Here is a 20,259-nt window from a genome sequence, read left to right on the forward strand (position 1 = left end):
CATGCAGCTTTTGACCCTACCGCCCTCACCTGCCCTCGCGACGTCGATCCGCGCCACGGCCCAGGTCTTCGAAGACCCGAAATCCCAGGCACTGCTCGATCACATCCAGCAAGTGGCGCCCAGCGAAGCCAGCGTGCTGATCATCGGCGAGACCGGGACCGGTAAAGAGCTGGTGGCACGCCACATCCACAACCTCAGCGCACGGCGCAACCGGCCGTTCGTAGCGGTCAACTGCGGGGCGTTCTCCGAGTCGCTGGTGGAGGCCGAACTGTTCGGCCATGAGAAAGGCGCCTTTACCGGTGCCCTCAGCGCCAAGGCCGGCTGGTTCGAGGAGGCCGACGGCGGCACCTTGTTCCTTGACGAGATCGGCGATTTGCCGATGGCGATCCAGGTCAAACTGCTGCGGGTCCTGCAGGAGCGCGAAGTCGTACGCCTGGGTTCGCGCAAGAGCATTCCGATTGATGTGCGCGTATTGGCTGCGACCAACGTGCAATTGGAAAAAGCCATCAACGCCGGGCATTTCCGCGAAGACCTCTACTACCGCCTCGACGTGGTCAGCCTGGAACTCAGCCCGCTGCGCGAGCGCCCCGGCGATATCCTGCCGCTGACCCGGCACTTTATCGAAGCCTACAGCCAGCGCCTGGGTTACGGCCCGATCACCATCAGCCGCGAGGCTGAGCACAAGCTTAAAAGCTACAGTTGGCCGGGCAACATCCGCGAGTTGGAAAACGTGATCCACCATACCCTGTTGATCTGCCGTAACGGCGTGATCGAGCGCGACGATCTGCGCCTGTCGAACATGCGCATCGAGCGCCAGGACGACAGCCAGCACGGCAGCGACAACAGTGCCGAGGCGTTGCTAGCGCGGGCCTTCCAGAAGCTGTTCGAAGAACAGGCCGGCGCCCTGCATGAAAAAGTCGAAGATGCCCTGCTACGGGCCGCCTATCGTTTCAGCCACTACAACCAGGTGCACACCGCCAGCCTGCTCGGCCTGAGCCGCAACGTCACACGTACGCGCCTGATCAAGATCGGCGAACTGGCGGTGAACAAGCGCCGCCCCGGCGAAAACGTGCAAGGTGAGCGCATGCTGCACCTATCCATTTAGCCGGCAGTGCAACGCGTTGTCGTGGCTGCGCTCGAAACTGCGCAGCACCTGGAACGAACCGAAGGTCACGGCCGTGGCCTGGTGGGCGCGAATCAATGTCCAGAAATCTTCCTCGCCGTGCTCAAAACACTGGAAGGCCGCCTCGCCATCTTCCCGCGAGTGCCATTGCAGGTAATTGAGCACCCGCCGTCCGTCATCGCTGACCTGCACACTGGCATTGATAAAGCCGCCATGGCCTTGGGCCAGGCGTTCGCTCTGAAGGCTCAGGGCTGACACCAGGGCAGATTGTTGCTGCGGCTCGATCTGAAACTCGATCAATTGAGTGAAGCCGCGATTTTTCTCAGATACCTGCATGAACACTCCCCTTTCTCTGTAGGCAGAATCTTGCGATTCGATGTCACGCAGGCTAAAACCTCTAGTTAAGTCAAGGTCAAGCACTTATCTGGAGTTTTTATGCTCAACAAGGCACTCACCGTCGGCCAACTGGCCGCCCGCAGTGGTGTGGCGGTCACCGCGCTGCACTTCTACGAGACCAAGGGGCTGATCAAGAGCAATCGCAATGCCGGTAATCAGCGGCGTTACCCACGGGACGTGCTGCGGCGCGTGGTGGTGATCAAGATCGCCCAGCGCCTGGGGATTCCGCTGGCAACGATTGGCGAAGCCTTGCAGACATTGCCGGAGGGGCGCACGCCCAACGCCCAGGATTGGCAGCGTTTGTCCGCGCTGTGGCGGCAAGACCTGGATGAGCGCATCAACAAGCTGACGTTGCTGCGCGACAAGCTCAATGGCTGTATTGGTTGTGGGTGTTTGTCGCTGGAAGCGTGCCCGTTGCGCAATCAGGATGACCAGCTCGGTGAACGCGGGCCAGGGGCACAGTTGTTGGAACCGACACCCCATGCATGATGCGCCCCCGACACCTCGTCGGCTGCCCGCAGGCCACGCGATACGTGGCCTATAGTGAAAAGACCGTCCCTCCACAACCACAATCAAGGAGAACGATATGAGCGTTAAACCTATTCCCGAGGGCTTCCACAGCATCACGCCCTACCTGGGTGTCGAAAAAGCCGCCGAAGCCATCGAGTTCTACAAGAAAGCCTTTGGCGCCATCGAAGCCATGCGCCTGGACATGCCCGACGGCAAGGTCGGCCACGCCGAGCTGCGCATCGGCGACTCACCGATCATGCTCGGTTCACCCTGCGATGAAAGCGCGTTCGGCAGCCCACGCGATGGCCACACCAGCGTCGGTATACATGTGTATGTAGATGACGTCGACGCCCGGTACAAACAAGCCATCGCAGCCGGGGGCACACCGATCTCCGAACCCAAGGACCAGTTCTACGGCGACCGCTCCGGCACGTTGAAGGATCCATTCGGCCATGTGTGGTTCCTGGCCACCCACAAGGAAGACCTGACCGAAGCACAGATCCGCGAACGCGCCGAGGCCATGTTCAAACAGGGCTGACCCTTTGCAGGAGCGAGCCAGCCCGCTCCTGCATCACACTTCATGAACACCCCCTCCACGTTTTTGCCCTTGCCCCGAACGCCGCGTGATTCCAGGATGCAAGCAATTACAAAGAGGAGTCATTCCATGTTCGCCGGATTCCATAAAGACCAGTACCACGTCAACGGCGTGGACATCAGCTACCGCAAAGGTGGTACAGGTCCCGGTCTGCTCCTGCTGCACGGGCATCCGCAAACCCACGTCATCTGGCACAAAATCGCCGAGCAACTGGCTGAACACTTCACCGTGGTGGCCGCCGACCTGCGCGGCTATGGCGACAGCAGCAAGCCACCGGCCAATGACCACCATACCAATTACTCGAAACGGGAAATGGCCCGGGACGGCGTCGAGCTGATGCAGGCGCTGGGCTTCGACACGTTCTCGGTGCTGGCCCACGACCGTGGCGCCCGCGTGGCCCACCGCCTGGCGCTGGACCACCCGGCCGCCGTGCAACGCATGGTCCTGCTGGACATTGCCCCCACTCTGTCCATGTACGCACAGACCAACGAAGCCTTCGCCCGCGCCTACTGGCACTGGTTCTTCCTGATCCGTCCGGCACCGTTGCCGGAAGCCTTGATCGAAAGCAACCCTGAACTGTACCTGCGCAGCGTGATGGGCAGTCGCAGTGCCGGGCTCAAGCCGTTCACCCAGGAAGCCTTCGCCGAATACCTGCGCTGCCTGAAACTGCCGGGCGCCGCCACGGGCATCTGCGAGGACTACCGGGCTGCCGCCGGTATCGACCTGGAGCACGACCAGGCGGACATCGACGCCGGCAATCACCTGAACCTGCCGTTGCTGGTGATGTGGGGCGCCGAAGGCACTGTCGGGCGCTGCTTCGAGCCGCTCAAGGAATGGCAGAAAGTCGCCACTGACGTGCGTGGCAAGGCCCTGCCGGCCGGCCATTACATTGCTGAAGAAGCCCCTGAGTTGCTGCTGGGCGAAGTCCTGACCTTCCTTCGCTGAGCAACTGCGTCACCCCGTGAACTGATCCGCCCGCCTCACAGGCTGCCAATGGCCTGCGACGGGTTCGCTTTGCCCAAAACAACGTCTCGAGATAATAACAATGATAATCAGAAAACTGCTGGGAACCCTGTATATCCAGGTGCTGATCGCTATCGCATTGGGTGTGTTGATCGGCCATCAATGGCCGCAGATCGGCATCGACCTCAAGCCCCTTGGCGACGGTTTTATCAAGCTGATCAAGATGATCATCGGCCCGATCATCTTTTGCACGGTGGTGTCTGGCATCACCAGCATGCACGACGTGAAGCAGGTGGGCCGGGTCGGCGGCAAGGCGCTGCTGTACTTTGAAATAGTCTCGACCATCGCCTTGTTGATCGGCATGCTCGCCGCGCACCTGTTGCATCCGGGCGTGGGCTTCAATATCGATGTGAAGACCCTCGACAGTTCGGCCATCGCCAACTTCGTCGGCCAGGCCGAACATGGCGAAGGCATCACCGGATTCCTGTTGCACGTGATCCCCGCAACCTTCTTCGATGCGTTCTCCAAGGGCGAAATCCTGCCGGTACTGTTCGTCTCCGTACTGTTTGGTGTGGGCCTGGTGATGGTCGGTGAAAAGGGCCGGCCACTGGTGGGTGTGGTCAACCAGGCCAGCGAGGTGTTCTTCCGCATCGTTGGCATCATCAGCCGAGTGGCGCCGATCGGGGCCTTTGGCGCCATCGCGTTCACCATCGGCAAATACGGGGTGGGTTCGTTGCTGCCGCTGCTGAAGCTGGTGGGCACCTTCTATATCACCGCGTTTTTCTTTGTGGCGGTGGTGCTGGGCAGCATTGCCCGCTACGCCGGGTTCAGCATTTTCAAGTTGATGGGCTACATCAAGTCGGAACTGTTGATCGTGCTGGGCACCAGTTCGTCGGAATCGGCGTTGCCGCAGTTGATCCAGAAACTCGAAAGCCTGGGCGCCTCCAAAGGCGTGGTGGGCATCGTGGTGCCGACCGGCTACACCTTCAACCTGGACGGCACCAACATCTATATGACCCTGGCGGTGCTGTTCCTGGCCCAGGCCACCAATATTGATCTGCCGCTTGAGCAACAGTTGACCTTGCTGGCGGTGGCCATGCTCACGTCCAAGGGTGCAGGCGCAGTGGTTGGCGCAGGGTTCGTGGCATTGGCCGCCAGCCTGGCGGTGGTGCCGACCGTACCGGTGCCGGCGATGGTGCTGATCCTCGGCATCGACCGTTTCATGGCCGAGTGCCGCTCGCTGACCAATATCATCGGCAACGCCGTGGCTGCCCTGGTGGTAGCCGCCTGGGAGGGTGAACTGGACCGCGAAAAAATGGCGCCCATCGCTCTCAAGCGCGGCCGCGATGCTCGGGCGGCTGCTCAAGCCAAGGTCGCCGCCGAATAATCGACAACACCTGGGCGTGCCGGAAGGCGCGCTCAACCGGTGCTATTCTGGCGGCTCATGCCGCCAGCCCTGTTTGCGATGACTAACAAGAAAGATACCGTGCCCCTACCCGAAGACCTGCGGGTGTTCCTGACCGTGATCCGCAAGGCCGGCTTCGCTGCCGCCGCTGATGAGCTGGGCTTGTCGCCGGCGTATGTCAGCAAGCGCATCCAGATCCTCGAAACCACCCTGGCCACCCGCCTGTTGCATCGCACCAGCCGGCGCATCGCCCTGACCGAAGACGGTGAACGGGTGCAGCGCTGGGCCGTGCGCATCCTCGAAGACTTCCAGCATCTCTGCGATGAGCTCTCCGACGCCCATGACAGCCCGCGCGGCCACCTGCATTTGTGCAGCAGCTTCGGCTTCGGTCGCAACCATGTGGCGCCCGCCCTGTCGTTACTGGCAGAGCAATACCCGGACCTGGAAATCCGCCTGGACCTATTCGACCGCGTGGTGGATATCGTCAGCGAAGGCTTCGACCTGGAGATCCGCGTGGGTGACGACATCCCTGGCCAGCACATCGGCCGCCGCCTGGTGAGCAACCGCCGCGTACTGTGCGCCGCCCCGGCTTATCTGGAGCGACGCGGCACACCGCAACAGTTGAGCGACCTGGAGCAGCACGACTGCCTGGTGCTCAAGGAGCGTGATAACGCGTTTGGCATCTGGAACCTGGAGCGCGACGGCACCCAGGAAAGCGTGCGCGTGCGTGGGCCGCTGTCATCGAACAATGGCGAGATTGTGTTGCAGTGGGCATTGGATGGGCGCGGGGTGCTGCTGCGCTCGATGTGGGATGTTAAGCCGCTGCTGGAGCAAGGCAAGCTCGTGCAGATACTGCACGGTTATACCCAGAGCGCCAACGTGTGGGCGGTGTACCCGACACGGTTGGCGTATTCCGGAAAGCTGCGGGCCTGCGTGGAGTTTTTGCAGGAGCACTTCAAGGGGCTCTCAATCTAAGCGGTATGATCCGGATAAACATGTGGGAGGGGGCTTGCCCCCGATTGCAGAGTGTCAGTCACTCAGAAGTTGACTGACCCATCGCCATCGGGGGCAAGCCCCCTCCCACATTTAGGCCTAAGTATGTCAGGTGAGCCAGGGGTTGGCTTGCAGGTGCCGGCGTTCGAAGGCCTTGATCTCGTCACTGCGCTGCAAGGTGCTGCCGATGGCATCCAGGCCCTGCAACAACGCAGTCTTGCGCAGGGTATCGATCTGGAACGGGATCACCTGGCCATCCGCCAAATGGATCTGCTGGGCTTCAAGGTCGACACTGATCTGCGCCTGGTCCGCCTGGCTGACGGTCTTGCCCAGCTGCTGCAACACCGCCTCGTCCAAGGTGATCAACAACACCCCGTTGCGCTGGCAATTGTCATAGAAAATTCCGGCAAAGCTGCTGCCGATCAATGCGCGGATGCCCATCTGCTTCAAGCCCCATACCGCGTGTTCTCGGCTGGAACCGCAGCCGAAGTTCGGCCCGACCACCATGAAACTCGCGCCCTGCCAGGCCGGCTGGTTCAGCACGAACTCGGGGTTGGGCTCGCCGGACGCCAAGAAACGCAGGTCGAAGAACAGTCCGCGGTCCAGGCCGCTGCGGTCGATGCCCTTGAGAAACTGTTTGGGCATGATCACATCGGTATCGATGTTGGCCGCCAGCATCGGCGCGGCCTTGCCGGTGACCAGGGTGAAGGGTTGCAGGCTCATGGGCGCGCTCCAAAGTGGCGGATATCAGTAAGGCGGCCGGTAATCGCAGCGGCGGCGACCATCGCCGGGCTCATCAGGTGGGTGCGTGCACCCGCGCCCTGGCGGCCTTCGAAGTTGCGGTTGGTGCTGGACGCGCAGCGGTCGCCGGGGGCGAGCACGTCGTCGTTCATGGCCAGGCACATCGAGCAACCCGACTGGCGCCATTCAAAGCCGGCATCGATAAAAATCGCCGCCAGGCCTTCGGCTTCGGCCTGGTCACGCACTTCGGTGGAGCCCGGCACGATCATCGCCCGCACGTGTTCAGCCACGCGCTTGCCGCGCACCACGCTGGCGGCGTCGCGCAGGTCTTCGATGCGGGCGTTGGTGCAGGAGCCGATGAAAGCATGGCTGATGACGATCTCGCTCAGCGGCATACCGGCTTCCAGGCCCATGTAGTTGAGGGCGCGGCGCATGTCCTGGCGTAGGATCAGGTCGCTGACATCCTGCGGGTCGGGCACGCGGGCGCCGATGGGCGCGGCCTGGTCGGGGCTGGTGCCCCAGGTGACCATGGGTTCCAGAGTGGTGGCGTCGAGGTGCACTTCCTGGTCGAACACCGCATCGGCGTCCGAGTGCAGTTGGCGCCAACCTACCAGCGCCTGGTCCCACAGCTCGCCTTGTGGTGCACGCGGCTTGCCCTTGAGGTAGGCGAAGACTTTTTCGTCCGGCGCCATGAACGCACCCCGCGCGCCCGCCTCCACCGCCATGTTGCAGATGGTCATGCGCGCCTCGACGCTCAGCACATCGATAGTGGAACCACAAAACTCGATGGCATAGCCAGTGGCACCGGAAGCGCCGATCTTGCCGATCAGCGCCATGATCACATCCTTGGACGTCAGGCCGGGTGCCAGATCGCCGTCCACGCTCACGCGCATCGTCTTCAGACGCTTGTAGACCAGCGTCTGCGACGCCAGCAGGTGTTCGATCTCCGAAGTGCCGATGCCAAAACCGAAGGCGCCGAGGGCACCGTAGGTGGTGGTGTGGCTGTCACCGGCGGCGATCACCATGCCCGGCAGGATAAAGCCCTGCTCCGGGGCGATCACGTGTTCGATGCCCTGGCGTTTGTCGAGGATGTCCAGCAGCTCGATGCCGAAGTCCCGGCAGTTCTCCGCCAGGTAGGACACTTGCCGCGCCCCGCCTGCGTCGGGCATCGCCGCGATGCGCTTGGGCGTGGTGGGGTTCACATGGTCGACCACGGCCAGCGCCGTGCCTGGGCGCCACACGTTACGCCCGGCCTCACGCAAGCCGCTGAAGGCCTGGGGGCTGGTGTATTCGTTGATCACCTGGCGGTCGATATAAAGCAGCACATGGCCCTGGTCATCCAGGGGGCACACCGTGTGGGAATCGATGTGTTTGTCGTAGAGGGTTCGGGCAGTCATCTTTCTAAACTCACTTTTGTAGGCGCTCGCTCAACGGTATGCGCCCATCCTACGCAGCCGCCCCGCCCCATCAATGGCGCCTGGGTGATGGCTTGGAACATGTTTCGTGTTCGATCAAGGCGAAAAAGCGCCCTGAATGTGAACCTGAAACATTTTCTTTCATATCCGCCTTAGGGATTTCTCATTCTCATCCGTCTTAACTTAGATACAGCCCGTCGCGTCAGCAAAAGCTACGACTGGCCTTTTCCGGGCCTCCATTGCCCCCCTCCGATCAAGACCCTCATTCACATGTCGAAGAAGTCACGCTCCAAACTCTGGTTTCTCGTACATAGCTGGCTGGCATTGCCTATCTGGTTCTTTGTACTGATTGTCTGCGTCACTGGCACCCTGGCGGTGGTCAGCCAGGAGATCGTCTGGCTGGCCAACCCGGATATCCGTGCGAGCAAGCCCTCGGACGATGCCGAACCGCTGAGCTATGACCAGGTGATTGCCGCCATCAAGCGCGATGAACCCCAGGTGTACGTGCAGTCGATCAGCCGCCCCGACGAGTCGCACTTTGCCTTGAGCGTCGACCTCAGCTACCCCGACGGGCGTTCGGTGGAGGTCTACGTCAACCCGTACACCGGGGCGATCCAGGGCATCAGCCCGTCCTTCAACTTCCAGCAATTCACCCGCGCCCTGCATGGCTGGTGGCTGGTGCCCTTCACCAATGGCTACAGCTGGGGCTGGTACCTGGTGTCGGCACTCGGCATCCCGCTGCTGGCGTCGCTGGTCACCGGGCTGGTGGTGTACAAGCGGTTCTGGAAAGGCTTCCTGCGCCCGACCCTGCGGATCCGCCACGGCGCGCGGATTTTCTGGGGGGACTTCCACCGCTTGAGCGGGATCTGGTCGATCTGGTTCATTGCGGTGATCTCGGTCACCGGCATCTGGTTCCTGATCCGCGCGATTTTGGGCGACAACCAGATTTCGATTTCCACTGAACCGGTCATCCCCGTGATTGCCCGGGAGAAAGTGCCGATGTCCGCGCCTGGCGTGCCGGCCCCCATGATTCCGGTGGACGAGGCGATCAAGATCGCCACCCAGCGCATTCCTGGCCTGGAGGCGAGTTTCATCAGCCTGCCCCTGAATGCCTACAGCCACCTGCAGATCGGCGGGCGGGGCTGGTACCCGTTGATGTTCCAGACCGCACAGATCAACCCCTACGACGGTGAAGTGGCAGCGGCGCACCTGCTGTCCGACCGCTCGAAGCTGGAGTTCGTCACCGAATCCATGCGCCCGCTGCACACCGGCGACTTCGGCGGGATCTGGATCAAGCTGATCTGGGCATTCTTCGGCCTGATCATGAGCATGATGGTGTTGAGCGGCCTGCTGATCTGGACCAAGCGCACCGCTTTGGCCACCCTCAATGCCTTCAAGCGTGAAGCCAAGGCTCAACACAAACCGGTTTCCCTCCCCGCCCGGCAGGCAGAAACCTCGGAGGCCAACTCATGAGCAAGGTCGCTGCGGCAAAGCCATCGCCTCTGCGGGCGTTCTGGCTGAAATGGCGTTTCCATATCAACGTGCTGCTGTTGCTGGTGCCGCTGGGCTTCATGCCCAAGTACTTTGCCGATGCGGCACTGTTTCGCGGCGACACCGGTATCGGCGAGCGAGTGGCTGGCGACGTGCAGGTCGGCCCGTGGAGCCTGAAGCTTGCCGAGTTTCGCAATGAAGGCCCGCGTCCCGACCCGGCCGGCCCGATGAAGTTCTTCAACGCCGCCCTGTGCGACAGCTGTGCCGACCAGGTCAAGGCCACCTACCTGCGCATCGGCAAGCCGCGCAGCCTGCGGGCTGCCGGGGTGATCTTCTTCGGCACGCCGTACCGCATGGGCGCCGGCCTGCCGATCCCGGAACGCACGCCCGTCGACGCCGAACTGTGGGTGACCATGGAAGGCTGGGACGGCAGCATGCACCAGGGTTCCATCCCGTTGAGCCAGGCCTCGCCTGCCACGATTGCCTGGCTGAACAAGCAAGGAGTTAAACCATGAATTTGATGCGATTGACCCGCGCCTGTGGCGTCCTGTTGATAGGTGCCGGCTTCAGCACCGTCGCGCTCGCCCACAACCCGATGTGCGAGTGCAAGGAGATCCCCGGCGAGCAGATCCAATGCAAAGGCGGCTTCTCCGACGGCAGTGGTGCACCCGGCGTGACCCTGGACGTGATCGGCTATGACGAAACCATCCTGGTGCCCGGCAAACTCGGTCAGGACTCGACCCTGACCTTCAAGAAACCGTCCGCCGAGTTCTACGTGCTGTTTGATGCCGGTCCCGGCCATGTGGTGGAAATCGACCAAGCGGATATCCAGCCGCAATGAGTACCACACAGGTTGTACGCCCCGCCGGTGCCGGTCACGAAACCCTCTACGTGCTGCTGTTGTGCCTGATCATCCTCGCGGTGGCCGGCTCGGTGGTCGCGCTGCACGGTGAATCCCAGGAGGTGGCGGCAATACCGAGCCACCAATTGGACGCCCGCCGCGACCTGAGCGCCGCCGAGCAAGGCATTTATGCCGACCTGCGGGTGACCCTGGATGAGATCCAACTGTTGCAGCAGGAGCAAAGCGCGCTGCCCAGCCCGGCGCAACTGGCCGAAGAAGGCTTCGCTCCCTTTGCCCAGGATGCCAGTTCGGTCAGCCGTGGCGATCACCGCTGGCAATTGCTGGAGCCTTCGGCCTACCTGGGTGTGAGCCAGGCGCCGGCGACCAGCGGTTCACTGCTGATGCGCGTGCACGGTGTCGAGCCGGACATCTGGCTCAATCGCCAGGCCAACCTCGCCGCTCCCTCCGACCTCTCTGACCAGGCGCTGATCGCAGCCGGCTGGCAGCAGGTGGTTGCGCAATTCGATGCCGGCGTCACCCGCCAGCACCGTCACTGAACGAGAAGACCGATTGCCCATGTCTATTTCATCGCCCCTGTTGCGCCTGTTGCTGGTTGGCCTGTTCAGCCTGATGCTCGCCCCTCTGGCCAATGCCGAAGCCGCCAAACGCCTGCGAATCGGCATCACCCTGCACCCTTATTACAGCTACGTGGCCAATATCGTCGGCGACAAGGCCGAGGTGGTGCCGCTGATTCCGGCCGGCTTCAACCCCCATGCCTACGAGCCACGCGCCGAAGACATCAAGCGCATCGGCACCCTGGACGTGATCGTGCTCAACGGCGTCGGCCATGACGATTTCGCCGACCGCATGATCGCCACCAGCGAGCGTCCGGACATCCCGGTGATCGAAGCCAACGCCAATGTGCCGTTGCTGGCCGCCACCGGCAACGCCGCACGCGGCGCGGGCAAGGTGGTCAACCCGCATACCTTCCTGTCGATCAGCGCATCGATTGCCCAGGTCAACAATATCGCCCGCGAACTGGGCAAGCTCGACCCGGACAACGCCAAGACCTACACCCAGAACGCCCGCGCCTACGGCAAGCGCCTGCGCCAGATGCGCGCCGATGCCCTGGCCAAGTTGACCAGCGCGCCCAACCCGGACCTGCGCGTGGCCACCGTGCACGCGGCCTACGACTACCTGTTGCGCGAGTTCGGCCTGGAAGTCACCGCCGTGGTCGAACCGGCCCACGGCATCGAGCCCAGCCCCAGCCAGTTGAAGAAAACCATCGACGAACTGCGCGCCCTGGACGTGAAGGTGATCTTCTCGGAGATGGACTTCCCCTCCACCTACGTCGACACCATCCAGCGTGAGTCCGGGGTCAAGCTGTACCCGCTGTCGCATATTTCCTACGGCGAATACAGCGCCGAGAAATACGAAGTAGAGATGACCGGCAACCTCAACACCGTGGTCCGGGCAATTCAGGAGTCCGGGGCATGACGGCGGCGCAACAGCTGAAGGCGGTCAGCGTCGGCCCGACGCTTGAGTTCGACCAGGTATCGCTGACCCTGGGTCGCACGGTGATCCTCGATACCGTGAGTTTCCAGGTACAGCCGGGCAGCATCCATGCGCTGGTCGGCCCCAACGGCGGCGGTAAAAGCTCGCTGATCAAGACCCTGCTCGGGCAAACACCCCATCAGGGTCGGCTGAGCCTGCATTGGCCGGCCGCGCCCGGCACCATCGGGTATGTGCCCCAGGCCCTGGAGTTCGACCGGGGCTTGCCGATGACCGTGGATGATTTCATGGCCGCCATGTGTCAGCGGCGCCCAGCGTTCCTGGGCCTGTCCAAGCATTACGCCGGTGCGATTGGCGACGCGCTGGAACGCGTCGGCATGCAGGACAAACGCAAGCGACGCATGGGCGCGCTGTCCGGTGGTGAACGCCAGCGTGTGTTGCTGGCCCAGGGGCTGATCCCGGCGCCGCACCTGCTGGTGCTGGATGAGCCGATGTCGGCCTTAGACGAAGCCGGTATCCAGGTGTTCGAGCGCCTGCTCAATGACTGGCGCCTGGCCGGGATCACCGTGCTGTGGATCGAGCATGACCTGGAGGCCGTGGGCCGCCTGGCCGACCGCGTCACCGGCCTGAACCGCCGCGTGCTGTTCGACGCCACGCCCAAGGAGGCGCTGACCCCGGATCGTCTGCTGACCCTGTTCTCCACCCATCCTCGGAGCCCGGCGCAATGAGTTATGAAGCTTTTCGCTTGATGGTCCAGGGCTGGGCCTCTTCCGGCTATCTGCCGGAGGCGCTGGCCTACGGTTTTGTGGTCAACGCCCTACTTGCAGGCTTGCTGATCGGCCCGGTGCTGGGCGGCCTGGGCACGCTGGTGGTGGTCAAGCGCTTCGCGTTTTTCTCCGAAGCCGTTGGCCACGCTGCGTTGACCGGCGTGGCGGTCGGGATTCTGCTCGGTGAACCCTACACTGGGCCATATGGCGCGCTGTTCGGCTACTGTCTGCTGTTCGGCATCCTGCTCAACTACCTGCGCAACCGTACGGGCCTGGCGCCGGATACCTTGATCGGGGTGTTCCTGTCAGTGTCACTGGCATTGGGTGCGAGCCTGTTGCTGATCCTGGCGGGCAAGATCAACGTGCACATCCTCGAGAACGTGCTGTTTGGCTCGGTATTGACGGTCAACGGCAACGACCTGCTGGTGCTGGCGATTGTCGGTTCGCTGGTGATGGCCCTGGCGCTGCCGCTGTACAACCGCATCATGCTGGCCAGTTTCAATCCGCAACTGGCGGCGGTACGCGGCGTCGCCGTGAAAACCCTGGACTACCTGTTCGTGATCCTGGTGACGCTGATCACCGTCGCGGCGGTCAAGGTCATCGGTGCGATCCTGGTGGGGGCGCTGTTGGTGATTCCGGCGGCTGCGGCGCGGCTGTTGAGCCAGTCGCTCAAGGGCTTCTTCTGGGTCTCGGTCGCCATTGCCACAGTCAGCACCCTGTGCGGGATCCTGCTGCCGATCATCTTCGACCTGCCCGTGCCGTCCGGCGCCGCCATCATCCTGGTCGCCGGTATCGCCTTCGCCCTGGCCGCCATCGCGCGCGGCACGGTGCCCAGCCTCAAAGGGAATCTTGGATAATGCATCCTGTACTTCGTCCATTGGCTCTGGCCATCACATGTTTCATCAGCACTTCGGCCCTGGCGGTCGACGGGTTAGAGCCCAAGCCTCTCAAGATCCATCAGGGATTGGGCCACGCCGCACTGAGCAAGGCCACTTCGGTAAAACAGGTGAAGATCCTCGCTTCGCTGCCGATTACCTACGGCCTGGCCGAGGTGCTGCTCAAAGGCACCAACGTACAGCTTGAGCGCGCCGCGCCGGCCAACTTGCCGGGTTCACGCCAGGTGTCCTACTTCACCGGGCGTGGCGCGCCGGCCCTGAGCAAATTGGCGCTGGACGCCGACGCCGCCATCGGCCTGCGCTCATTGTGGGCCGATGACCCGCTGTACCCGGTGGCGCGGCGCAGCAATATCCGCATCGTCGAAGTCGACGCCGCCCGCCCGGTAGATGGTGGCTTGCCCGGCATCGCCGTACAGCCGGGCGTTGCCGATGGCCTGAACAGCCAGCCGTGGCAGTCGAGCAACAATATGGGGCGCATGGCCGATGTACTGGCCGCCGACCTGGGCCGCCTGGCCCCGGATGCCAAGCCGAAAATCGACGCCAACCTTGCCGCCCTCAAGCAGCGCCTGCTCAAACTCACCGCCGACAGCGAAGCGCGCCTGGCCAAGGCGGACAACCTGAGCGTGGTCAGCCTGAGTGATCACTTTGCTTATCTGATCAGCAGTTTGAACCTGGAAGTGCTCAGCACCGATGCGCGGCCGGATGCCGACTGGACGCCCGAGGCGTTACAGAAGCTCACGGCCGAGCTGAAGGACAACGATGTGGCGGTGGTGCTGCATCATCGCCAGCCGAGCGAGGCGGTGACGGCGGCGGTGACTGCAAGTGGCGCCAAGCTGCTGGTGCTGAATGTGGACGGTGCGGAACCGGTGGCGGAGCTGGAGAACAATGTGGATCAGGTGATCAAGGCGCTGACCCCATAACATCCACGCCAACATGAATCGCATCATGCCGCCAGAACTCCAGGTCGCAGTCGATCAACCGCTGATGCTGGTCATAGTTGACCCGGGCGATACGCAAGCCCGGGCTGCCCACCGACACGCGCAACGCCGCGGCGGCCTCCACCGGCAGTGACGTCGGCACGATCTCGAAACGCACCCGCCCGTAGTGCAGGTCGTACTTGCGCGCATACAACTCGGTCATCGACTGATTCAGATCACACGCCAGGATCCCAGGAAAATACTGCGGGTTCAGGTAGTGCTCCACATACAACACCAGGCGCCCATCGATTCGCCGGCCACGGCAAATCTGGATCACGCTCGACAGCGCCGGCAACTGCAGCCACGCACACACCGCCGCCGACGCCGGTTGCAGCCGCGCGGAGATGACCTCGGTGGAAGCCACCCGCCCCTGGTCGCTGACCATCGCGTGAAAGTGACTGCGCTGCATCAGGTTGTAGGCCAGCCGTGGCGGCGAGACAAACCAGCCGCGCCGTTCCTCGCGATAGATCTGGCCCTGGGCTTCCAGTTGTAACAAGGCTTCCCGCACCGTAATCCGAGTGGTACCGAACAACTCGCTGAGCTTGCGCTCGGCGGGCAGTTTGCTGGCAGGCGGCAACAGGCCGTGGTCGATCTGCTCTTGCAGCGCCAGGCCGATGGATGTCACCGCCTTGATTGCCTCATCACGCATCAACGTTACCTATCTGGACTAGACCAGCACCGACAAGGTGCACAAACCGCTGCGTAAAGGGGCTTGCACGGTTGAGTGCCAGCCTAGGTATTACAGATGACCGACAGATGACAGTCCGTGTGCATCCGTCGCAGCACACCCTGCAATACATCGGCCAAGTCCAATCCCTGCGGGCGCTTGAGCATGGTCTACGCTCACTCTGCGACGAGCGACATCAGCGATTTAAAAACGACATCGACATGAAACTGTCATCCATCGAGCCTAGATTGGCTCAGGTATTGCTCTGACCTAGACCAACAACACCGCAGAAACAACCGCCGCGTTGAAAACGCCCAAAGGAGCTTCGGATGAAACAGCTTTTCCTGGCATCACTGTTAGGCTCGACCATTGCCATGTGCACCGCCGCCATGGCCGCTGATACCGATCTAAAAACCCTGGAAGCTGCCGCCAAGGCAGAAGGCGCTGTCAACAGCGTCGGCATGCCCGATGACTGGGCCAACTGGAAAGGCACCTGGGAAGACCTGGCCAAGACCTACGGCCTCAAGCACATTGACACCGACATGAGCTCGGCCCAGGAAATCGCCAAGTTCAAGGCTGAGAAAGACAACGCCAGTGCCGATATCGGCGACGTGGGCGCGGCGTTCGGTCCGATTGCGGTGAAGCAGGACGTCACCCTGCCGTACAAACCGTCCACCTGGGCCCAGGTCCCGGATTGGGCCAAGGACAAGGACGGTCACTGGGCCTTGGCCTACACCGGCACCATCGCGTTTATCGTCAACAAGAAACTGCTGCACGGTTCTGACGTGCCCACCAGCTGGGCTGACCTGCAAAAAGGCAAATACAAAGTTTCCATTGGCGACGTGAGCACCGCGGCGCAAGCGGCCAATGGCGTGCTGGCGGCCGCCATTGCCAATAAAGGTGACGAAAAGAACATCGCCCCTGGCCTGCAATTCTTCACCAAGATCGCCCAGCAAGGCCGTCTCTCGCTGTCCAACCCGACCATCGCCACCATGGAAAAAGGCGAAGTCGAAGTGGGCGTGGTCTGGGACTTCAACGGCCTGAGCTACAAGGCCAAGATGGCCAACCCGGATGACTACGTAGTGCTGATCCCATCGGACGGCTCGGTGAAATCCGGCTACACCACCATCATCAACAAATACGCCAAACACCCGAACGCCGCCAAGCTGACCCGCGAGTACATCTTCAGCGACGCCGGCCAACTCAACCTGGCCAAAGGCAATGCGCGTCCGATCCGCGCTGAAACCGACCTGAAACTGCCGGCCGAGATCGCCAAGAACCTGATTCCGGGCGAGCAGTACACCAAGGCCAACCCGCAGCCGATCAAGGATGCCGATGCCTGGGAAGCCACGTCCAAGAAGCTGCCTCAGTTGTGGAACGAGCAAGTCATCGTAGAGATGAAGTAAGCCTGCCACCTCACACTGGACTCCACTGGAGATCCAATGTGGGAGGGGGCAAGCCCCCTCCCACACTTGAACCCAGATGCACCAGGAATATTGAGTCAAGTCCATCGTTGCGGAGCGCCTCCCCCCATGAAGCACAATGTCATCCTTGTCGTGCTCGACGGCCTGAACTTCGAGGTTGCGCGGCACGCCATGGGGCACTTGCAGGCCTATGTCGGCGCAGGACGCGCAGCCCTGTACAAACTGGAATGTGAACTGCCCGCCCTGTCCCGCCCGCTGTATGAATGCATCCTCACCGGCGTACCCCCAATCCAGAGCGGTATCGTCCACAACAACGTCTCGCGCCTGTCCAACCAGCGCAGCATTTTCCATTACGCCACCGACGCCGGCCTGACCACGGCAGCGGCGGCTTATCACTGGGTCAGCGAGTTGTATAACCGCACGCCCTTCCTCGCCGCCCGCGACCGTCATACCGACGACACGGCGCTGGCGATCCAGCACGGGCATTTCTACTGGAATGACCACTACCCGGACTCCCACCTGTTCGCCGACGCCGAAAGCCTGCGCCTCAGGCACGCGCCGAACTTCCTGGTGGTGCATCCGATGAACATCGACGACGCCGGCCACAAGCACGGCCTCGACACTCCGCAGTACCGCAACAGCGCACGCTCGGCCGATATCATCCTGGCCGACTACCTGCACACCTGGCTCGATGCCGGCTACCAGGTGCTGGTCACCGCCGACCACGGCATGAACAACGACCGCTCCCACAATGGCCTGCTCCCCGAAGAACGCGAAGTGCCGCTGTTTGTGCTGGGCGCTGCGTTCAGCCTGGACACCCGCGCCGCACCGAAACAGACTGAGCTGTGCGGCACCGTCTGTGAGCTGCTGGGCGTACCCCACGACAAACCTGTATGCCGGGAGCTGTTGAAATGATCCGAGGCAAATGGCTAGCGCTGCTGTGCCTGGTACCTTTCGCGCTGTTCTTTATCGTGTTCGAAATCGCCCCGCTGGTGTGGGTACTGATCAACAGTCTGCAAACCGAAGAGGCTGGCTGGGGCCTGGAAAACTTCACGCGCATCTTCAGCTCGAAGTTCTACCTGCAAGCCATTCAGCTCAGTTTGGAGATCAGCTTCTACTCCAGCGTGTTCGGCATCATCATTGCCACGCTGGGGAGCTACTCGTTGCGCCGGGTAGATTCGCCACTGCGCAACTTCGTCACTGCCTTTGCCAACATGACCAGCAACTTTGCCGGCGTGCCCCTCGCCTTCGCCTTCATCATCCTGTTGGGCTTCAACGGCAGCATTACGATCATGCTCAAGCAGGCCGGGATCATTCAGGACTTCAACCTGTACTCCAAGACCGGCCTGATCATCCTCTATACCTACTTCCAGATTCCCCTCGGTGTACTGCTGCTGTACCCGGCCTTCGATGCGCTGCGTGAAGATTGGCGCGAGTCGGCGTCGCTGCTGGGCGCGAACGGCTGGCAGTTCTGGCGGCATATCGGCCTGCCGGTGCTCACTCCGGCCCTGCTCGGCACCTTCGTGATCCTGCTGGCCAACGCCCTTGGCGCCTACGCCACGGTGTATGCGCTGACCACCGGCAACTTCAACGTGCTACCGATCCGCATCGCGGGCCTGGTCTCCGGTGACGTGTCCCTCGACCCGAACCTGGCCAGCGCCCTGGCCGTGGTGCTGGTGGCGCTGATGACCGTGGTCACCGTGGTCCATCAACTGCTGCTCAAGAGGAGCTACCATGTCTCGCGCTGAAGCCGGCCCGGCCTCCCTCTACCACCGCGTGGTGGTGTGGCTGTTATTTGCAATCCTGGTGCTGCCGTTGGTGGGCACCTTCGTCTACTCCATCGCCAGCAGTTGGTCGGCAACAATCCTGCCAGCTGGTTTCACGGTGAAATGGTACGTGCAGCTGTGGAGCGACCCGCGCTTCCTGATGGCCTTCGGGCAATCGCTGCTGGTGTGCGTGGGTGCGCTGGTGCTGTCGGTGGTGCTGATTTTGCCGCTGTTGTTCGTGGTGCATTACCACTTCCCCAAGCTCGATGCGCTGATGAACATCCTGATCCTGCTGCCCTTCGCGGTACCACCGGTGGTGTCGTCGGTGGGCCTGCTGCAACTGTATGGCTCCGGGCCCTTTGCGATGGTGGGCACGCCGTGGATTCTGATCGGCTGCTACTTCACCGTCGCGCTGCCGTTCATGTACCGGGCGATCACCAACAACTTGCAAGCGATCAACCTGCGCGACCTGATGGACGCCTCCCAACTACTCGGCGCCAGCACCTGGCAGGCGGCGATCCTGGTGGTGCTGCCGAACTTGCGCAAAGGCTTGATGGTGGCGCTGTTGCTGTCGTTCTCGTTCCTGTTCGGCGAGTTCGTGTTCGCCAACATCCTCGTGGGCACCCGCTACGAAACCCTGCAGGTGTACCTGAACAACATGCGCAACAGCAGCGGCCACTTCACCAGTGCCGTCGTGATTTCCTACTTCTTCTTTGTGCTGGTGCTGACCTGGGCCGCCAATATCTTGAACAAGGACAAAAGCCAATGAGCTTCGTCAGCGTCCAACACCTGCAGAAAGGCTACGCCGGCACCCCGGTGTTCAGTGATATCAACTGCGAAATCGCCAAGGGCGAATTCGTCACCCTGCTCGGCCCGTCCGGGTGCGGCAAGTCCACACTGCTGCGCTGCATCGCCGGGCTGACCTCGGTCGACAGTGGCAAAATCCTGCTGGATGGGCAGGACATCGTCCCGCTGAGCCCGCAGAAACGCCATATCGGCATGGTGTTCCAGAGCTATGCGCTGTTCCCCAACATGACCGTGGAACAGAACGTCGTCTTCGGCCTGCGCATGCAGAAGGTCAACGCCGACGACAGCCACAAGCGCGTGCAGGAAGTGCTGCAACTGGTGGAACTCAAGGACCTCGCCGGCCGCTACCCGCACCAGATGTCCGGCGGCCAGTGCCAGCGCGTGGCCCTCGCCCGCTCCCTGGTCACGCGCCCGCGCCTGTTGCTGCTGGATGAGCCGCTGTCGGCACTGGACGCACGGATTCGCAAGCACCTGCGCGAGCAGATCCGCCAGATCCAGCGCGAGCTGGGGTTGACCACGATCTTCGTGACCCATGACCAGGAAGAAGCCCTGACCATGTCCGACCGGATCTTCCTGATGAACCAGGGCAAGATCGTGCAGAGCGGCGATGCCGAGACTCTCTACACCGCGCCGGTGGACGTGTTCGCCGCCGGGTTCATCGGCAACTACAACCTGCTGGATGCCGACAAGGCCACCCAGTTGCTGCAACGCCCGATCAACAGCCGCATCGCCATTCGCCCGGAGGCCATCGAGCTGAGCCGCAATGGTGAGTTGGATGCCCTGGTGCGCAGCCACAGCCTGCTGGGCAACGTGATCCGCTACCGCATCGAAGCACGTGGCGTGGAACTGGTGGTAGACGTACTCAACCGCTCGGCCGACGACCTGCACCCGGACGGGCAACGCCTGGCACTTTCCATCGACCCCAGCGCCCTGTGTGAAGTAGCCTGAGCAGCGACGATTTATTGAGAGA

The 20,259-nt window shown here is 62.3% G+C and carries 23 protein-coding genes; 19 read left to right on the plus strand and 4 right to left on the minus strand.

Going from position 1 to position 20,259, the window contains the following annotated elements; genetic code table 11:
- The first annotated feature begins 1 nt into the window (after nt 1).
- Nucleotides 2–1,105, plus strand: coding sequence for a sigma-54 interaction domain-containing protein (locus tag NL123_RS20800; RefSeq protein WP_248487386.1), 1,104 nt, complete (start codon nt 2–4; stop codon nt 1,103–1,105).
- Here the strand turns inward: NL123_RS20800 and NL123_RS20805 are convergent.
- Nucleotides 1,094–1,459: an antibiotic biosynthesis monooxygenase gene (locus tag NL123_RS20805; protein WP_494356251.1), complete on the minus strand. Its 366-nt coding sequence runs from the start codon at nt 1,457–1,459 to the stop codon at nt 1,094–1,096. The two genes, NL123_RS20800 and NL123_RS20805, sit on opposite strands and share 12 nt — an antisense overlap.
- A gap of 99 nt (nt 1,460–1,558) precedes the next feature.
- On the opposite strand from NL123_RS20805, the gene soxR reads away from it, so the two are divergent.
- The 5 genes from soxR to NL123_RS20830 all read left to right on the plus strand — a co-directional run bounded on the left by soxR (nt 1,559) and on the right by NL123_RS20830 (nt 5,967).
- Complete coding sequence (soxR, locus tag NL123_RS20810; protein WP_248487384.1) at nt 1,559–2,008, plus strand: redox-sensitive transcriptional activator SoxR; 450 nt, start codon at nt 1,559–1,561, stop codon at nt 2,006–2,008.
- Between the two features lie 97 nt (nt 2,009–2,105).
- A complete protein-coding gene (locus NL123_RS20815; protein ID WP_248487382.1) occupies nt 2,106–2,567 on the plus strand; it encodes a VOC family protein in 462 nt (153 codons plus the stop codon).
- A 126-nt stretch (nt 2,568–2,693) separates the two neighbouring features.
- Entirely contained in the window at nt 2,694–3,569 is an 876-nt protein-coding gene (locus tag NL123_RS20820; protein ID WP_494356252.1) for an alpha/beta fold hydrolase, read from the plus strand.
- A gap of 100 nt (nt 3,570–3,669) precedes the next feature.
- Nucleotides 3,670–4,974 carry a dicarboxylate/amino acid:cation symporter gene (locus NL123_RS20825; protein ID WP_494356253.1) on the plus strand — a complete coding sequence of 435 codons (1,305 nt, stop codon included), beginning with the start codon at nt 3,670–3,672 and terminating at the stop codon, nt 4,972–4,974.
- Nucleotides 4,975–5,052: 78 nt separating this feature from the next.
- Entirely contained in the window at nt 5,053–5,967 is a 915-nt protein-coding gene (locus NL123_RS20830; RefSeq protein WP_205347691.1) for a LysR substrate-binding domain-containing protein, read from the plus strand.
- A 126-nt stretch (nt 5,968–6,093) separates the two neighbouring features.
- On the opposite strand, the gene leuD is transcribed toward NL123_RS20830, so the two are convergent.
- Nucleotides 6,094–6,708: a 3-isopropylmalate dehydratase small subunit gene (gene leuD, locus NL123_RS20835; RefSeq protein WP_248487375.1), complete on the minus strand. Its 615-nt coding sequence runs from the start codon at nt 6,706–6,708 to the stop codon at nt 6,094–6,096.
- Entirely contained in the window at nt 6,705–8,123 is a 1,419-nt protein-coding gene (gene leuC / locus NL123_RS20840; protein WP_248487373.1) for a 3-isopropylmalate dehydratase large subunit, read from the minus strand. The genes leuD and leuC overlap by 4 nt, the downstream gene beginning before the upstream one ends.
- Before the next feature lie 288 nt (nt 8,124–8,411).
- Here leuC and NL123_RS20845 point away from each other — a divergent pair, with 288 nt between their 5' ends.
- Genes NL123_RS20845 through NL123_RS20880 form a run of 8 tightly spaced genes read left to right on the plus strand, consistent with a single transcriptional unit; the run spans nt 8,412 to nt 14,568 of the window.
- Nucleotides 8,412–9,614: a PepSY-associated TM helix domain-containing protein gene (locus NL123_RS20845; RefSeq protein ID WP_248487371.1), complete on the plus strand. Its 1,203-nt coding sequence runs from the start codon at nt 8,412–8,414 to the stop codon at nt 9,612–9,614.
- Entirely contained in the window at nt 9,611–10,147 is a 537-nt protein-coding gene (locus NL123_RS20850) for a PA2404 family protein (protein ID WP_248487369.1), read from the plus strand. Before NL123_RS20845 ends, NL123_RS20850 begins: the two co-directional genes overlap by 4 nt.
- On the plus strand, nt 10,144–10,473 hold the full coding sequence (locus NL123_RS20855; RefSeq protein WP_494356254.1) for a hypothetical protein: 330 nt from the start codon (nt 10,144–10,146) through the stop codon (nt 10,471–10,473). Before NL123_RS20850 ends, NL123_RS20855 begins: the two co-directional genes overlap by 4 nt.
- Nucleotides 10,470–11,030 carry a DUF6162 family protein gene (locus tag NL123_RS20860; RefSeq protein ID WP_248487367.1) on the plus strand — a complete coding sequence of 187 codons (561 nt, stop codon included), beginning with the start codon at nt 10,470–10,472 and terminating at the stop codon, nt 11,028–11,030. Before NL123_RS20855 ends, NL123_RS20860 begins: the two co-directional genes overlap by 4 nt.
- Before the next feature lie 19 nt (nt 11,031–11,049).
- Nucleotides 11,050–11,970 (plus strand): metal ABC transporter substrate-binding protein, encoded by a 921-nt coding sequence (locus tag NL123_RS20865; protein ID WP_058426941.1) that lies wholly within the window; start codon nt 11,050–11,052, stop codon nt 11,968–11,970.
- Nucleotides 11,967–12,713: a metal ABC transporter ATP-binding protein gene (locus NL123_RS20870; protein WP_494356255.1), complete on the plus strand. Its 747-nt coding sequence runs from the start codon at nt 11,967–11,969 to the stop codon at nt 12,711–12,713. The genes NL123_RS20865 and NL123_RS20870 overlap by 4 nt, the downstream gene beginning before the upstream one ends.
- On the plus strand, nt 12,710–13,609 hold the full coding sequence (locus NL123_RS20875; RefSeq protein WP_034103083.1) for a metal ABC transporter permease: 900 nt from the start codon (nt 12,710–12,712) through the stop codon (nt 13,607–13,609). Before NL123_RS20870 ends, NL123_RS20875 begins: the two co-directional genes overlap by 4 nt.
- Nucleotides 13,609–14,568 (plus strand): metal ABC transporter substrate-binding protein, encoded by a 960-nt coding sequence (locus tag NL123_RS20880; RefSeq protein WP_494356256.1) that lies wholly within the window; start codon nt 13,609–13,611, stop codon nt 14,566–14,568. Before NL123_RS20875 ends, NL123_RS20880 begins: the two co-directional genes overlap by 1 nt.
- On the opposite strand, the gene NL123_RS20885 is transcribed toward NL123_RS20880, so the two are convergent.
- Nucleotides 14,549–15,274 carry a UTRA domain-containing protein gene (locus NL123_RS20885; RefSeq protein WP_033900319.1) on the minus strand — a complete coding sequence of 242 codons (726 nt, stop codon included), beginning with the start codon at nt 15,272–15,274 and terminating at the stop codon, nt 14,549–14,551. The genes NL123_RS20880 and NL123_RS20885 overlap by 20 nt on opposite strands.
- Nucleotides 15,275–15,621: 347 nt before the next feature.
- Between NL123_RS20885 and NL123_RS20890 the strand changes: the two genes are divergently transcribed.
- The 5 genes from NL123_RS20890 (at nt 15,622) to NL123_RS20910 (ending at nt 20,237) form a co-directional block, all read left to right on the plus strand.
- The gene (locus NL123_RS20890; RefSeq protein ID WP_248487361.1) at nt 15,622–16,698 is read left to right on the plus strand and encodes an ABC transporter substrate-binding protein; all 1,077 of its coding nucleotides are present in this window, start codon (nt 15,622–15,624) and stop codon (nt 16,696–16,698) included.
- 126 nt (nt 16,699–16,824) lie between these two features.
- A complete protein-coding gene (locus tag NL123_RS20895) occupies nt 16,825–17,631 on the plus strand; it encodes an alkaline phosphatase family protein (RefSeq protein ID WP_248487359.1) in 807 nt (268 codons plus the stop codon).
- Complete coding sequence (locus NL123_RS20900) at nt 17,628–18,464, plus strand: ABC transporter permease (protein ID WP_494356257.1); 837 nt, start codon at nt 17,628–17,630, stop codon at nt 18,462–18,464. Before NL123_RS20895 ends, NL123_RS20900 begins: the two co-directional genes overlap by 4 nt.
- Nucleotides 18,451–19,251: an ABC transporter permease gene (locus NL123_RS20905; RefSeq protein WP_071496161.1), complete on the plus strand. Its 801-nt coding sequence runs from the start codon at nt 18,451–18,453 to the stop codon at nt 19,249–19,251. The genes NL123_RS20900 and NL123_RS20905 overlap by 14 nt, the downstream gene beginning before the upstream one ends.
- Entirely contained in the window at nt 19,248–20,237 is a 990-nt protein-coding gene (locus NL123_RS20910) for an ABC transporter ATP-binding protein (RefSeq protein ID WP_494356258.1), read from the plus strand. The genes NL123_RS20905 and NL123_RS20910 overlap by 4 nt, the downstream gene beginning before the upstream one ends.
- Nucleotides 20,238–20,259: the final 22 nt, after the last annotated feature.

It is taken from the genome of Pseudomonas sp. FBCC-B1565, assembly GCF_059133265.1.

Bases quoted from the DNA above. Each gene is read 5' to 3' on its own strand.
- NL123_RS20800 (WP_248487386.1), top strand. From the start codon at position 2: ATGCAGCTTTTGACCCTACCGCCCTCACCTGCCCTCGCGACGTCGATC.
- NL123_RS20805 (WP_494356251.1), bottom strand. From the start codon at position 1,459: ATGCAGGTATCTGAGAAAAATCGCGGCTTCACTCAATTGATCGAGTTT.
- soxR (WP_248487384.1), top strand. From the start codon at position 1,559: ATGCTCAACAAGGCACTCACCGTCGGCCAACTGGCCGCCCGCAGTGGT.
- NL123_RS20815 (WP_248487382.1), top strand. From the start codon at position 2,106: ATGAGCGTTAAACCTATTCCCGAGGGCTTCCACAGCATCACGCCCTAC.
- NL123_RS20820 (WP_494356252.1), top strand. From the start codon at position 2,694: ATGTTCGCCGGATTCCATAAAGACCAGTACCACGTCAACGGCGTGGAC.
- NL123_RS20825 (WP_494356253.1), top strand. From the start codon at position 3,670: ATGATAATCAGAAAACTGCTGGGAACCCTGTATATCCAGGTGCTGATC.
- NL123_RS20830 (WP_205347691.1), top strand. From the start codon at position 5,053: ATGACTAACAAGAAAGATACCGTGCCCCTACCCGAAGACCTGCGGGTG.
- leuD (WP_248487375.1), bottom strand. From the start codon at position 6,708: ATGAGCCTGCAACCCTTCACCCTGGTCACCGGCAAGGCCGCGCCGATG.
- leuC (WP_248487373.1), bottom strand. From the start codon at position 8,123: ATGACTGCCCGAACCCTCTACGACAAACACATCGATTCCCACACGGTG.
- NL123_RS20845 (WP_248487371.1), top strand. From the start codon at position 8,412: ATGTCGAAGAAGTCACGCTCCAAACTCTGGTTTCTCGTACATAGCTGG.
- NL123_RS20850 (WP_248487369.1), top strand. From the start codon at position 9,611: ATGAGCAAGGTCGCTGCGGCAAAGCCATCGCCTCTGCGGGCGTTCTGG.
- NL123_RS20855 (WP_494356254.1), top strand. From the start codon at position 10,144: ATGAATTTGATGCGATTGACCCGCGCCTGTGGCGTCCTGTTGATAGGT.
- NL123_RS20860 (WP_248487367.1), top strand. From the start codon at position 10,470: ATGAGTACCACACAGGTTGTACGCCCCGCCGGTGCCGGTCACGAAACC.
- NL123_RS20865 (WP_058426941.1), top strand. From the start codon at position 11,050: ATGTCTATTTCATCGCCCCTGTTGCGCCTGTTGCTGGTTGGCCTGTTC.
- NL123_RS20870 (WP_494356255.1), top strand. From the start codon at position 11,967: ATGACGGCGGCGCAACAGCTGAAGGCGGTCAGCGTCGGCCCGACGCTT.
- NL123_RS20875 (WP_034103083.1), top strand. From the start codon at position 12,710: ATGAGTTATGAAGCTTTTCGCTTGATGGTCCAGGGCTGGGCCTCTTCC.
- NL123_RS20880 (WP_494356256.1), top strand. From the start codon at position 13,609: ATGCATCCTGTACTTCGTCCATTGGCTCTGGCCATCACATGTTTCATC.
- NL123_RS20885 (WP_033900319.1), bottom strand. From the start codon at position 15,274: ATGCGTGATGAGGCAATCAAGGCGGTGACATCCATCGGCCTGGCGCTG.
- NL123_RS20890 (WP_248487361.1), top strand. From the start codon at position 15,622: ATGAAACAGCTTTTCCTGGCATCACTGTTAGGCTCGACCATTGCCATG.
- NL123_RS20895 (WP_248487359.1), top strand. From the start codon at position 16,825: ATGAAGCACAATGTCATCCTTGTCGTGCTCGACGGCCTGAACTTCGAG.
- NL123_RS20900 (WP_494356257.1), top strand. From the start codon at position 17,628: ATGATCCGAGGCAAATGGCTAGCGCTGCTGTGCCTGGTACCTTTCGCG.
- NL123_RS20905 (WP_071496161.1), top strand. From the start codon at position 18,451: ATGTCTCGCGCTGAAGCCGGCCCGGCCTCCCTCTACCACCGCGTGGTG.
- NL123_RS20910 (WP_494356258.1), top strand. From the start codon at position 19,248: ATGAGCTTCGTCAGCGTCCAACACCTGCAGAAAGGCTACGCCGGCACC.